General features: G+C 73.4%; 13 protein-coding genes and 1 riboswitch. Of the genes, 6 read left to right on the forward strand and 7 right to left on the reverse strand.

Annotated elements, in window-relative coordinates; all coding sequences use genetic code 11:
- The first annotated feature begins 22 nt into the window (after nt 1-22).
- Entirely contained in the window at nt 23-826 is an 804-nt protein-coding gene (locus ACWEQG_RS26855) for a MerR family transcriptional regulator (RefSeq protein WP_452288791.1), read from the forward strand.
- Between the two features lie 81 nt (nt 827-907).
- Here ACWEQG_RS26855 and ACWEQG_RS26860 read toward each other — a convergent pair whose 3' ends face one another.
- The 3 genes from ACWEQG_RS26860 to ACWEQG_RS26870 form a co-directional block, all read right to left on the reverse strand.
- Nucleotides 908-1,579, reverse strand: a complete 672-nt coding sequence (locus tag ACWEQG_RS26860; protein ID WP_452288793.1) for a CHAP domain-containing protein — start codon at nt 1,577-1,579, stop codon at nt 908-910.
- 14 nt (nt 1,580-1,593) lie between these two features.
- A riboswitch (cyclic di-AMP (ydaO/yuaA leader) is annotated at nt 1,594-1,727 on the reverse strand.
- A gap of 182 nt (nt 1,728-1,909) precedes the next feature.
- The gene (locus ACWEQG_RS26865) at nt 1,910-3,097 is read right to left on the reverse strand and encodes a sensor histidine kinase (protein WP_452288795.1); all 1,188 of its coding nucleotides are present in this window, start codon (nt 3,095-3,097) and stop codon (nt 1,910-1,912) included.
- Complete coding sequence (locus tag ACWEQG_RS26870; RefSeq protein WP_452288797.1) at nt 3,094-3,747, reverse strand: response regulator transcription factor; 654 nt, start codon at nt 3,745-3,747, stop codon at nt 3,094-3,096. Before ACWEQG_RS26870 ends, ACWEQG_RS26865 begins: the two co-directional genes overlap by 4 nt.
- 152 nt (nt 3,748-3,899) lie before the next feature.
- Here ACWEQG_RS26870 and ACWEQG_RS26875 point away from each other — a divergent pair, with 152 nt between their 5' ends.
- The 4 genes from ACWEQG_RS26875 to ACWEQG_RS26890 are packed head-to-tail and all read left to right on the forward strand — an operon-like array spanning nt 3,900 to nt 7,589.
- Complete coding sequence (locus tag ACWEQG_RS26875) at nt 3,900-4,451, forward strand: hypothetical protein (protein ID WP_452288799.1); 552 nt, start codon at nt 3,900-3,902, stop codon at nt 4,449-4,451.
- Nucleotides 4,448-5,509 (forward strand): efflux RND transporter periplasmic adaptor subunit, encoded by a 1,062-nt coding sequence (locus ACWEQG_RS26880; RefSeq protein ID WP_452288801.1) that lies wholly within the window; start codon nt 4,448-4,450, stop codon nt 5,507-5,509. The genes ACWEQG_RS26875 and ACWEQG_RS26880 overlap by 4 nt, the downstream gene beginning before the upstream one ends.
- Nucleotides 5,510-5,559: 50 nt before the next feature.
- The gene (locus ACWEQG_RS26885) at nt 5,560-6,396 is read left to right on the forward strand and encodes an ABC transporter ATP-binding protein (RefSeq protein WP_452289164.1); all 837 of its coding nucleotides are present in this window, start codon (nt 5,560-5,562) and stop codon (nt 6,394-6,396) included.
- Nucleotides 6,393-7,589 carry an ABC transporter permease gene (locus ACWEQG_RS26890; RefSeq protein ID WP_452288803.1) on the forward strand — a complete coding sequence of 399 codons (1,197 nt, stop codon included), beginning with the start codon at nt 6,393-6,395 and terminating at the stop codon, nt 7,587-7,589. The genes ACWEQG_RS26885 and ACWEQG_RS26890 overlap by 4 nt, the downstream gene beginning before the upstream one ends.
- A gap of 4 nt (nt 7,590-7,593) precedes the next feature.
- Here ACWEQG_RS26890 and ACWEQG_RS26895 read toward each other — a convergent pair whose 3' ends face one another.
- From ACWEQG_RS26895 to ACWEQG_RS26910, 4 genes are all read right to left on the reverse strand, one after another.
- Nucleotides 7,594-8,946 (reverse strand): serine hydrolase domain-containing protein, encoded by a 1,353-nt coding sequence (locus ACWEQG_RS26895; protein WP_452288805.1) that lies wholly within the window; start codon nt 8,944-8,946, stop codon nt 7,594-7,596.
- Between the two features lie 118 nt (nt 8,947-9,064).
- Entirely contained in the window at nt 9,065-9,910 is an 846-nt protein-coding gene (locus ACWEQG_RS26900) for an alpha/beta fold hydrolase (RefSeq protein WP_452288807.1), read from the reverse strand.
- Nucleotides 9,907-10,344 carry a MarR family winged helix-turn-helix transcriptional regulator gene (locus ACWEQG_RS26905; RefSeq protein ID WP_363463379.1) on the reverse strand — a complete coding sequence of 146 codons (438 nt, stop codon included), beginning with the start codon at nt 10,342-10,344 and terminating at the stop codon, nt 9,907-9,909. The genes ACWEQG_RS26900 and ACWEQG_RS26905 overlap by 4 nt, the downstream gene beginning before the upstream one ends.
- A gap of 65 nt (nt 10,345-10,409) precedes the next feature.
- Nucleotides 10,410-11,339, reverse strand: a complete 930-nt coding sequence (locus tag ACWEQG_RS26910) for an alpha/beta hydrolase family protein (protein WP_452288809.1) — start codon at nt 11,337-11,339, stop codon at nt 10,410-10,412.
- A 199-nt stretch (nt 11,340-11,538) separates the two neighbouring features.
- Here ACWEQG_RS26910 and ACWEQG_RS26915 point away from each other — a divergent pair, with 199 nt between their 5' ends.
- Nucleotides 11,539-12,129: a TetR/AcrR family transcriptional regulator gene (locus ACWEQG_RS26915; protein ID WP_452288811.1), complete on the forward strand. Its 591-nt coding sequence runs from the start codon at nt 11,539-11,541 to the stop codon at nt 12,127-12,129.
- Nucleotides 12,130-12,143 lie beyond the last annotated feature (14 nt).

Below are 12,143 nucleotides of genomic sequence, written 5' to 3' on the forward strand. Positions count from 1 at the left end.
GCGACTCCTGGAGACCGGTCTGATGCTGACCATCGGCGAGCTGGCGTCCTACGCCGGAGTGACGGTGCGCGCGGTGCGTCACTACCACGCCAAGGGACTGCTGCCGGAGCCGGAGCGCGACCCCTCCGGCTACCGCAGATACGACGCCGGCGCCGTGATCGAGCTGATCAGAATCCGGACCCTCGCCGAGGCCGGGGTTCCGCTGGCGCGGGTGCGGGAGCTGCTGCGGGCCGGTGAGGAGGAGTTCGCCGCGGCGGTCGCGGAGATCGACGGGCGCCTGCGAGCGGAGATCCGGGAGCGGCAACGGCATCGCGAGCGGATCGCCCGGCTCGCCTCCGGGGACGGCCTGGCGCTCCCCTCGGAGGTGGTCGAGTATCTCGACCGGCTGCGGGCGCTCGGCGTCGACGAGCGGATCGTCCAGGCCGAGCGTGACGGCTGGATCCCGCTGGCCGCGCACTCACCCGCGCGAGTCGCGGAGTGGATGGCGCGCAAGCGTGAGCAGATCGGTGACCCGCTGCTCGCCGGCTTCTACCTCACCCTGAGTCAGGCTCTCGACCGAGCCGACGACGACCCGCGGCTGGTCGAGCTGGCCGACGAGCTGGCCGCTTACATCACGCGGATGGCCGACGAGCGCGGCGAGGACTATGTCGACGACACCGACATCGAGTCACCGCTCGTCACGCTCATGGACACGCTGGCGTTCGACACCGTGCCGCCGGCGCGTCGGCTGATCGAGCTGCTGAGGCAGCGGGGCTGGACCGGCTGGACCAAGCTCGAGCGCGTGGCCCCCAGGCCGGACGCGCCGCGTGAGCGGCCGACGACGTGAGCGTTCGCGCCGGACGCCCGCGGCGGCGGGAGGTACGGCGAAGCGCGCCGGGATGACCGGCGCGCTTCGGGGCGTCGGCCGTCAGGCGGCGGCGGTCGCTTCGCCCGGGTACATCGGGTAGCCGTACCCGACCACCTGCCAGGTGTTACGGGTGCGGGTCTCGACGGCGCCGTTGCCGGTGTTGCCCTCGATGGTCCGGATGGTGCCGTCGCCGTTGTCCTTGACGACGAAGCCGACGTGCACGACGTCGTCGATGTTCTTGCTGCCGTTCCAGTTGAAGAACACCACCGCGCCCGGCTTGGGCGTCCGGCCCCAGCGGCCGTGGTCGGCGAACCAGTTGGCGTGCTCGACGGTGTAGGCGTCGGAGCCCATGACCGGCCCGATGCCGAGCTGGTGGCCGACCCAGGAGACGAACATGTCACACCAGGGCGCGTTCAGGTAGCCCTTCAGGGTGCCTCCGTCGCGGGCGAGGGTCTCCTGGGCGCGGGGAGTGGTCATGTACCACTGCTGGAACTTCGTCCCGCCGCCGTAGGCGTTCTCACTGATCCCGACCTGGCTCTTGGCCAGGTTCAGCACGTCGGTGGCGCTGACCTTGGGCAGGGTCTTGGCGATCTCGGCCATGGACTGCGCGGCCGCCGGGCCCTTGCCGGTGGCGGGGTTGTCGGCGTGCGCGGCCGGTGCCGCGACAAGCACGGCCGAGGCGAGGGCGGTGCTCGCGAGGGCGGCGCGGACGCAGGTGTTGAGGACGTGCATGGTGGGGCGGACTCCCTTACTTCCATGCCGCCTACCGGGTTAGCTGACGGGTTCGGGCTGGAAGGCGCCCTACGGCAGGCATGCCGATTCACCCCAGGAGAGGTGGGTCCCCGGCTCCGCGCGGACGCGGACTCGGCGGCCGGGCGGCAAGCCGGGATCGGCCGGCCGCGTCGGTCTGAGGAGGGCTTCTTGACCATTGAATGAGCAAGTGCGCCCTGAGCTGCCTAAAAGGTAATAGACCAGGTCAAACCGGTCAAGTTAGAACAACTCGGATTTTACTCTCGAGTAGGGAGAGACCGGGCGACAGTGGGTACGGCACTCCGGATGTGATCAGCTCTGAGCCGCTCCGGGCAGGCGTACGGTCACCGTCAGGCCGCCCGCCGGCCGGGCGTCCGCCTCCGCCGTGCCGCCGTGCGCCACCGCGATGGCCCGGACGATGGACAGGCCCAGCCCCGCCCCCCGGGCGGAGCGGACGCGGTCGCCCCCGAGCCGGCGGAACGGCTCGAACAGGTCGTCCACCTCGTACGGCGGGACCGCAGGCCCGGTGTTCTCCACCGTCACGCTCACCCCGGTCTCGTCCTCCCGCAGCCGGACCCAGACCTCCCCGTCCCGCACGTTGTACTTGATCGCGTTCTCCAGCAGGTTGATAAGGCAGCGCTCCAGCAGGAGCGGATCGCCGTACGCGACCGCCCGGCGCAGGTCCTCGTGGACGACCACCTTCCCGCGGCGCGGCTGCAGGTCGATCTGCTCCATCGCCGTACGGACGACCTGCCGCAGGTCGACCGGCCTGCGGGCGGTGAGTTCCTGCTCCGACTGGGCCAGCATGAGCAGGCCCTCGATGAGCCGTTCGTGCCGGGCGTTGGTGCCGAGCAGCGCCCGGGCCAGCGCCTTGAGGTCCTCCGACGCCGCCGGCTCCTCCAGCGACACCTCCAGCACCGTACGGTTGACCGCGAGCGGGGTGCGCAGCTCGTGGGAGGCGTTGGCGATGAACCGGCGCTGGGCGTCGAACACCCGGTGCAGCCGGTCGAGCATCGCGTCGAAGGTGTCCGCGAGCCGTTTGACCTCGTCCTGGGGGCCGCTCAGGGCGATCCGCTCGTGCAGCGTGCTCTCCGACAGCCGCTGCGCGGTCTCGGTCACCCGCTCCAGCGGGCGCAGCGCGCGGTCGGCGACCAGGTATCCCAGCAGCACCGCGACGGCCCCGACTAGGATCATGACGATCAGCGACGACCCGAGGACGTCGCTCAGCACGCCGGCCGCCCCCTGCTCGACATCGGTACGCACCCGCTGCGCGAGCATGTCGGCGCCGGGCAGCGCGCCGCCCGGAGCGGCGTCGGGGGTGCCCCCGCCGGTCACCTTCGACGCCACCGCCACCACGAACCGCTGGTTGAGCGCCCGAGCCGTCAGCAGGTGGGTGAACCACAGCAGCACCGACCCCGCCACGAAGAACAGCCCGCCGTACAGCAGGGTGAGCCGCATGCGCAGGCCGAGCCTGCCCCAGAAGAACAGGGCACGCGTCACAGCCGGTACCCCCGGCCCGGCACGTTCTCGATCACGGCAGGGGCGCCCAGCTTGCGGCGCAGCGAGGTGATCGTGACGCGCAGCACGCCCGTCCCGGCGTCGGAGTGCTCGTCCCACACGTTCGCCCGCAGCCGCGCCGAGGTGACCAGGTCGCCGCCCGCCCGCATCAGCTCGTGCAGCACGTCGAACTCCCTGCGGCCCAGCGCCACCTGACACCCGTCCCGCACGACCGTACGGCGGGCGGGGTCGAGCCGGATCCCGGCCCGCTCCAGCACGGGCGGCACCGCACGGGACGAGCGCCGGGCCAGCGCCCGGACCCGGGCCACCAGCTCGGCGAACGCGAACGGCTTGACGAGGTAATCGTCGGCGCCCAGGGACAGGCCCCCGACCCGGTCTCTGATCCGCCCGGCCGCGGTCAGCATGAGGATGCGGCTCGCCCCGCCCGCGCCGATCAGCTCCCGGCAGACCTCGTCCCCGTGCACGTCGGGCAGGTCGCGGTCCAGCACGACCACGTCGTAGTCGACGTAGGCGGTCAGTTCCAGCGCCTCCCGCCCGTCGTAGGCCACGTCCACGGCGATCGCGTGCAGCCGCAGCCCCCGGGCGACCGCGTCGGCCAGCTGTTCCTCGTCCTCGACCACGAGCACCCGCATCCCAACCTCCCGCTCGGCTCCGAGACTGACGCACGAGGTGTTAGCCGCGGATAAGCACGGACGAGCCGATCTCGCTTATCCGCGTTTAGCACCGCCTCCGCTGAAGTTGGGCCGCGTCCCGGGCGAACGTCCCGGGAGAGGAGGAGCGACTCATGCGCGTACGACCGCCACGTGCCCTGGCACCGGCCCTCGGGCTCGCGCCGGCACTGGCATTGGCACTGGCATCGGCACTGGCACTGGCCGCCTGCGGCGCGGCCCCCACCGGCGACGGGGTCGCCAGTGCCGGCGGCGCCGCCTCCACCGCGAAGGCGAAGCCGTCCGCGCGGGGCCCGGCCGACCTGCAGGAGGCCCAGCTGAAGTTCGCCCAGTGCATGCGCGAGCACGGCGTGGACATGCCCGACCCCGGCCCCGACGGCCGCGTCCGCATCACCGGCAAGAAGGGCGAGGAGGCCACGATGCGCAAGGCCATGCAGGCCTGCGAGCACTTCATGAAGGACGCGGTCGGCGACAAGCTCGGCGGCGACGATCCCAAGGTGCGCGACCGCATGGTCAAGTTCGCCCAGTGCATGCGCGAGCACGGGGTCGACGTCCCCGACCCGGCGCCCGGGCAGGGACTCCAGATCAAACTCAAGCCGGGTCAGGAGAAGGCGATGGACGAGGCGCAGAAGGCCTGCGAGGAGTTCGCCCCGGGGAGGAACGGGTGAGGACGAGCCTGGTGATCGCGGGCGCGGGCGTCCTCGCACTGGCCGCGGGAACGGTCGTCGCCGTGGCGGGCGGCGACGGCGCCGGCGCGGCCGAGCCGTCCCCGCCTCCGGTCCCCGCCACCGCGCCGATCACCCGCCAGGACCTGGTCGACACCAAGACCGTCGAGGGGGCGCTGACCTACTCGGGTGAGCGGCGGGTCAGCACCGACGCCTCCGGCACCGTGACCTGGGCGCCCGCCGAGGGCGCGGTCGTCCGGCGCGGCCGCCCGCTGCTCAGGGTCGACCGCAGGCCGGTCGTGCTCATGTACGGCGCGCTGCCGATGTACCGGCCGCTGCGGCAGGGCGTCGACGACGGCCCGGACGTCGAGCAGCTCGAACGCAACCTCAAGATCCTCGGCTACGGCGACGACCTGACCGTGGACGACCACTTCAGCTACGCGACCCATCTGGCCGTCAAGCGGTGGCAGGACGACGCCGGGCTGCCCGAGACCGGGCAGGTGGATGCCTCCCAGGTGGTCTTCCTGCCCGCCGCCGCCCGGGTGACCGACGCCGGGGTCGAGGTCGGCGGCAGGATCACCCCCGGGCGCCCGGCCCTCACCGTCTCGGGCGTACGGCGGCTGGTGCACGTGGACCTGTCCACCGACGACCAGACGCTGGCCAGGAAGGGCGCCAGGGTCACCGTGGAACTGCCCGGCGGCGAGCGCGTCACCGGGAAGATCACCTCGGTCGGCACGGTGGCCGAGGCCGTCTCCGGCGAGCGGGGACAGGACGAGGGCAGCACCGTCGACGTCGACATCACCCTGAGCAAGACCCCCAGGACCCGCCTCGACAGGGCCCCGGTCGAGGTGGAGCTGGTCAGCGAGCGGCGCAAGGACGTCCTGGCCGTCCCAGTGGAGGCGCTGCTGGCCCTGCGCGAGGGCGGATTCGGCGTCGAAGTGGTCGAGGGCGCGTCCACCCGTGTGATCCCGGTGGAGCTCGGCGCCTTCGGCGGCGGCATGGTCGAGATCACCGGCGCCGGGCTCGTCGAGGGCATGCGGGTCGGGGTGCCCGCCGCATGAACCGGCTGAGCGAGCCCGGCCTCCCGGGCACCGCGTACACCCCCGGTGACATGGCAGATGGGCAGCCCTCCGCGCCGGGCGGGCCGTACGTGGTGGAGCTGCGCGAGGTGACCAAGGTGTACGGGCGAGACGTGCGGGCGCTGCGCGGCGTCGAGCTGCTGATCGAACGCGGCGAACTGGTCGCCGTCGCCGGGCCGTCCGGCTCGGGCAAGTCGACTCTGCTGCACCTGATCGGGACCCTGGACCGGCCCACCACGGGCACCGTGCGGATCGCCGGGCACGACGTGGCCGGCCTGGGGGACCGCGAGCTGTCCGCGTTGCGTGCCCGCCACCTGGGGTTCGTCTTCCAGCAGTTCCACCTCGCGCCCGGGGTGAGCGCGCTGGACAACGTCGCCGACGGGCTGCTGTACAGCGGGACGCCGTTGCGGGCACGGCGGGAGCGGGCCGCCGCCGCGCTGGAACGGGTGGGCCTCGGCCATCGGCTGGGCCACCGGCCGGGCCAGTTGTCCGGCGGCGAGCAGCAGCGGGTCGCGGTGGCCCGCGCGGTGGCGGGCGACCCGCCGCTGCTGCTGGCCGACGAGCCGACCGGCAACCTGGACTCGGCGGCGGGCGCCGAGGTGCTGGGGGTCCTGCGCGACCTGCACGCCGCCGGCACCACGATCGCGGTCATCACCCACGATCCCGAGATCGCCGCGTGGTGCCCCCGGCAGGTGCGCGTACGCGACGGCCTCGTCGTCGGCGACCCCGGGGCCGGCGCCGGGTGCCGCGAACCCGGGCCCATTCCCAAAACGGCGCCCACCCTCAAGACGGCGTCCACCCCCGCGACGGCGCCCGAGCGCGAGACGACGGACGCGCCCGGAGCGGCGGCGAAGGGAGCACCACGATGACCGGTCAGAGGCTGACTCCCGCCAGGCTCGCGCCGTCCGACGTCCTGCGGACCGGGGTGGCCGCGCTGCGCACCCGTCCCGCCCGGGTGGTGCTGTCCGCGCTGGGCATCGCCATCGGCATCGCCACCATGATCGCCGTGCTGGGCGTCTCGTCCTCGTCCCGGGAGCAGTTGCTGCGCGAGCTCGACCGGCTCGGCACCAACCTGCTCACGGTCACGCCCGGGCAGACGGTCTTCGGAGAGGAGGCCGCGCTGCCGGTCGAGGCGCTCGGCATGGTCCGGCGCATCGGGCCGGTCCGCACCGCCTCGGCCACCGGCTCGGTCGACACCACGATCAGGCGCACCGACCGCATCCCCAAGGCCGTGACCGGTGGCATCGCCGTCCAGGCCGCCACCGCCGACCTGCTGACCACCCTGGAGGGCAGTGTGGTGACGGGCGCCTGGCTGAACGCCGCCACCGAGGCGCGGCCCGCCGTCGTGCTCGGCGCCAAGGCGGCGGAACGTCTCGGCGTCACCCGGACCGGCGTGCAGGTCTGGATGGGCGAGCGGTGGTTCACCGTCACCGGCGTCCTGGGCCCGATGCCGCTCGCCCCGGAGATCGAGCGCTCGGCACTCGTCGGGTTCCCGGCCGCGCGGAAGTACCTGGGCTTCGACGGCCACCCGACGACGATCTACGAGCGGTCCGCGGAGGAGGCGGTGGAGGCCGTGCGGGCGGTGCTGCCGCGCACGGTCAACCCGGAGAACCCGGAGCAGGTCACCGTCAGCAGGCCCTCGGACGCGCTGGCGGCCCGGGCGGCGGCCGCGAGCGCGTTCACCGGCCTGCTGCTCGGCCTGGGCGCGGTCGCGCTGCTGGTCGGCGGTGTCGGCGTGGCCAACACGATGGTGATCTCGGTGCTGGAGCGGCGCAGGGAGATCGGCCTGCGCCGCTCGCTGGGCGCCACCCGAGGGCAGGTGCGCCTGCAGTTCCTCGCGGAGTCGCTGCTGCTGTCGGTGCTCGGCGGGACCGCGGGTGCGGCGCTCGGCGGCCTGGTCACCGCCGGCTACGCGCTGTCGCGCGGCTGGCCGCCGGTGGTCCCGGCCTGGGCGTTCGCCGGCGCGGTCGGCGCGACGCTCGTCGTCGGCACCCTCGCCGGTCTCTACCCGGCCATGCGCGCCGCCCGCCTGTCGCCGACGGTCGCGCTGACCGCCACCTGAACTGTCACCGCCAGCCGGCGGGGTCGACCCCGCCCGGCACCGGGGCCTGCGGGTCGTACGGCTCACGCGTGAAGACGAACGTGTTGAGGTCCAGGTGGGTCACCCCGCCGGGGGAGCGGACCACCCGCAGGGTCTCCCCGGCGTAGTAGCCGTCGAGCCCGAGCCAGGTGCCGTCGGCCTGGGGGACGAACCGGGAGGCCCGGCCCTGCCCGCTCACCGGGGTCACCGACAGCCCCCGGTGCGGCAGGACCCGCACCACGTACGGCGTGGGGCCCCAGTACCACGGCCCGGTCAGCTCCAGCAGGTCCTCGTCCACCGGCGAGGGCGACCATTCGGCCGGCAGCGGCGGCTCGTGCTCGGCCAGGATGTCCAGCAGGGCGGTGTCGAGGTTGCGCATGCCCGAGGTGGTGTTGGCCATCCACAGCACGGCCACGCCGTCGGCGGGGTCGGCCCACACACTGGCGAGGAAGCCGGGCATCGACCCGCTGTGACCGGCGAGCCGGCGCGGGCCGCCGGGGCCGACGTGCCGGACGAGCTGCAGGCCCAGCCCGTAGCCGCGCACCCAGATGTCGCCGTCCTCGACGACGGCCGGCTCGCGCATCTCGGCGAGCGTGGCCGGGCGCAGCACGTCGCCGGTGTCGCCGCCGATGAAAGCCGCCCATCGGGCCAGGTCGGCGGTCGTGGTCCACAACTGGCCGGCGGGGGCCATGGCGCCGTGGTCGTTCTCGGGCTCGGGCAGCAGCGTGTCGGCCCAGGGGTGCACGGCGTACCCGGTGGCGTGCGGCGCCCGGGGGCGCGGGGTGGTGTCGCGCAGGCCGAGCGGCTCGAGGACCTCCTCGCGCACGGCCTCGTCCCACGGCGCCGACCGCTTGCGCGCGACCAGCTCGCCGAGCAGGGCGAATCCGAGGTTGGAGTAGTGGTAGCGGCGGCCGGGCCGGTGCCGGGCGGACTCGGGACCGAGCGCGGCGACCAGGTCGCCCACCGGCACGCCCGGGGTGCGCTCCCACCACTGGCCGGGCGACTCCGCGGTCAGCCCGCCGCTGTGGGACAGCAGCTGGGCGACCGTGACGTCGCCCAGCGGCGTGCCGGGCACGTGCTTGTCCAGGGGGTCCAGCAGGTCGAGCCTGCCCTCGTCGCGCAGCCGCATGACGACGGTCGCCACGAGGGTCTTGGTGATGGATCCGATGCGGTACTGGGTGTCGCGGGTGGGCGGTTCGCCGTCCACCCGGCCGCGCGCCCCGAACCAGGCGATCTCGCCGCCCCGCACGATCGCCGCCACCAGCGACGGCACCCGCGCCTCCGCCTGCTCGACCGCCAGCCTGCGCAGCAGCGCTCGGGCCGTCCCCTCCAGCACCATTCCGGTCGTCCCCTTTCCGTGACCCGCACCAGGTTAGCGTCCCGCCGCCCCGGCGGCCCGGAGACGGCCCAGGCCATGCCCCGTTCCGGATGGACAGACGCGGGAGCCGCGCGGCTCGTCACAGGAGGAAGGGCAGCGCCCGTTCGGCCACCGCGGGGGCCGCTTTGCGTTCCGAGGGCCCCATGTGGTCGAGGCCGTCGACGGTGCGCAGCACGGCGCTGGGAAGGGTGCCGGCCAGCGTGGCGAACTCCTCCCGGTGCGCGGGCTTGCTGCGGCCGCCCACCAGGATCAGCACCGGGGCGGTGACGTCAGCGAACTCGGAGAGCCGGCCGTACTGCGCGGCGAGCTGCTCGTGTTCGGCCAGGCAGGCGCCGAGCAGGGGCCGCATCCGCTGCCAGGCCGCGCCGCGGAAGGCGATGCGGAAGACCGCCCGCAGATACCAGTGCGGCAGCTTGGTCATGAAGTCCGGTGCGCCGCCCGACCCCTGGATGAAGTGGATGAACGCCCCGTAGTTGTCACCCGCGGCCAGCCGTTCCCGGAAGGGCGCCATCCATGCGGTGGGGACGGGTGCGCAGGGCACTCCGGGCTCGTAGACGGCGATGCGGTCGAACAGCGGGAACGACCGCGCGGTCTCGAGGATGACGAGCCCGCCGTAGCTGTGCCCGAAGGCCAGGCGCGCCCCGGTCGCCTCCTGGACGGCCCGCAGGTCCTCCACTTCCTTGGCCAGGGAGTAGCCGGGTCCCTGAGGGCCGCTGTCGCCGCGTCCGCGCCGGTCGACGACGTGCACCGTGAAGGAGCGGGCCAGCGAGGAGGCCAGCGGCAGGTAGTCCTCGGAGGTCTTGAGATTGCCGCCGAGCAGGATGAGAGCGGGGCCCGCGCCGAGCGTCCGGTAGGCGATCGCCGTGCCGTCGGCCGAGACGGCCGTGTGCCGGCGTAAGGGCGTGGTGTCGATGTCCCGGCTCACTTGCCCGCCTCCCGCTCCAGCCGGTCGAACGTCGCCAGCAGCCGCGCGGTGTGCTCGGCGTACTCGGCGTACGGCACTCCGCTCTCCGCGACGACCGCGGCCAGCCGGTCCTCGAACTCCTGCCGGATGGAGGCCACCCGCCGCTTCCCCTCGTCGGTGAGGCTCAGCCGCCGGCGGTTCCCCCCGCCGGGGTCGGGCTGGACGTCGAGGAGGCCGTCGGCGGCGAGGACGCCCGTCATGCGGCTCACCGACGGCTCGGTCACGCCGAGATAGTCGGCGAGGGTCCGCTGCGTCGACGCCCCCAGTTCGCCCACCAGGGTCAGCGCCAGGAAGCGGCTGTAGGAGATGTCGTGCTCCGCCCGCAGGATCCGGTCGGCGGCGCGGTCCAGCCGGGCGGTGAGCACGTGCAGGTTGAGGCTGAGGTTCCGTTCCATGGGACTAACTTAGCAAGCTAAGTTAGCACATGCAAGATACTGGCTCGGTCGTACGCGTCGGGGACTCACCGGGATTCGATCCGGCCCAGCGGATGGCCGCCGTCCGCCAGGGCCGTGCGCGCCGCCGACCACGCGGAATCCTCGATGCCCAGGGCGTGGCGCAGGTAGGCCCACGTGACCCTCCGGAGCAGGGCGACGCGTTCGGGGCTCTCGTCCGTCGTCTCCGTGACGTTGTATCCGGAGATCCCGCCGAGCGAGTGTTCGGCTCCCGACAACGTCAGCAGGCTCTTGCCGCCGGGGCTCATGTGGTAGGCGTCGGTGAACCAGTCCGGTCCCCGTACGGACAGAAGGGACTGGTCCTTGTCACCCGCGACCATGAGGGCCGGTGTGGTCATCTCCGCGAAGCTCGGGTTCATGAACGGGAAGTGCTCGGCGGCGAACGGAGTCAGGTCCGCGCCGCCCCTGCCGGTCAGGGCGAGCAGCACCCCGGCCGTGACCCGCGGGTCGGACATGTCCTCTCCCGGCACGCCTTCGGCGTCGAGGACCCGCGCGCCCAGCAGCATGCTCGCCGTCTGGGCGCCCCAGGAATGCCCGGCGACGGCGATGCGGCCGCGGTCGAGCCGCCCGGCGAGACCGGGGACGGCGTCCTCCAGAAGGTCGAGCCGGTCGAGGACGCGCTTGAGGTCCTCGACCCGCGAGCGCCAGATGAGCGGCGTACGGGGGTCGTCGGGGGGAAGGCTCAGCGTCCTGGAGTCGAGGTGCGTGGGCTGGATCACCGCGAAGCCGTGCGCGGTCCAGAAGTCGGCCAGTGGGGCGTAGCCGTCGAGCGACTCGCCGAAGCCGTGCGAGAAGACGACGACCGGCAGCTCGTGCCCGGTCGTGGGCGCGGACACGCGTACGTGCAGGTCCTGGCCACGGCCGGGGGCCGGCAGCGCCACCGGCTTCACCGAGACGACCGGGGTGGGCGCGCCGAGGGTGATGAGCGATTCGTTCACAGGATTGTCCTTCGGTTGCTTCCGGGGGCTTTCGGGGAGAGAAGGGGCACGCATGGCCGTGTAGCGCCTGAGGCATGGCGGCGTGCTCTTGGTGACCGGGCCGCTGATCTGGCAAAATGAACAAGCGGGACCGTGTCCCGTTTGAAGATACGGAACGGTGTCCCGTTTAGCAAGCCCGGCGGGTGGAGGGAACGACGCGATGGACGACAACGACCCGGGCGCGGGGCGTGCGGCCCGGCCCAGGCGGGCGGACGCCCGGCGCAACGAGAAGGCCCTGCTCGACGCGGCCGCCGCGGTCTTCGTGACCTCGGGCGTGGACGCGCCGGTCCGCGACATCGCGGCCAAGGCCGGCGTCGGGACGGCCACGATCTACCGCCACTTCCCGACGCGGGCGGACCTCATCATCGCCGTCTACCGGCACCAGGTCGAGGCGTGCGCCGAGGCCGGGCCCGCCCTCCTGGCGGCCGGCGAGACGCCGTACGCCGCGCTCGGGCGATGGATCGACCACTTCGTCGACTTCCTGGTCACCAAGCACGGCCTGGCCGCCGTGCTGCGCTCCGACAGCGCGGGCTTCGAGACGCTGCACGCCTACTTCCTCGACCGGCTCGTGCCCGTGTGCGCCGAGTTGCTCGACGCCGCGGCCGCCGCCGGCGAGATCCGCTCCGACATCGAGGCCATCGAGCTCATGCGCGGCGTCGGGAACCTCTGCATCGGCGCGGACAGCGATCCCCGCTACGACGCGCGCCGGCTGGCCGGGATCCTCATCGCGGGACTGCGCCTGCCCCGCTAGCGGCCGGCCGCGCG

The sequence above is a fragment of the Microbispora sp. NPDC004025 genome (assembly GCF_053604425.1).

Coding starts and splice junctions, on each gene's coding strand:
- ACWEQG_RS26855 (WP_452288791.1), top strand. CDS start 23: ATGCTGACCATCGGCGAGCTGGCGTCCTACGCCGGAGTGACGGTGCGC.
- ACWEQG_RS26915 (WP_452288811.1), top strand. CDS start 11,539: ATGGACGACAACGACCCGGGCGCGGGGCGTGCGGCCCGGCCCAGGCGG.
- ACWEQG_RS26885 (WP_452289164.1), top strand. CDS start 5,560: ATGGCAGATGGGCAGCCCTCCGCGCCGGGCGGGCCGTACGTGGTGGAG.
- ACWEQG_RS26890 (WP_452288803.1), top strand. CDS start 6,393: ATGACCGGTCAGAGGCTGACTCCCGCCAGGCTCGCGCCGTCCGACGTC.
- ACWEQG_RS26860 (WP_452288793.1), bottom strand. CDS start 1,579: ATGCACGTCCTCAACACCTGCGTCCGCGCCGCCCTCGCGAGCACCGCC.
- ACWEQG_RS26875 (WP_452288799.1), top strand. CDS start 3,900: ATGCGCGTACGACCGCCACGTGCCCTGGCACCGGCCCTCGGGCTCGCG.
- ACWEQG_RS26895 (WP_452288805.1), bottom strand. CDS start 8,946: ATGGTGCTGGAGGGGACGGCCCGAGCGCTGCTGCGCAGGCTGGCGGTC.
- ACWEQG_RS26870 (WP_452288797.1), bottom strand. CDS start 3,747: ATGCGGGTGCTCGTGGTCGAGGACGAGGAACAGCTGGCCGACGCGGTC.
- ACWEQG_RS26905 (WP_363463379.1), bottom strand. CDS start 10,344: ATGGAACGGAACCTCAGCCTCAACCTGCACGTGCTCACCGCCCGGCTG.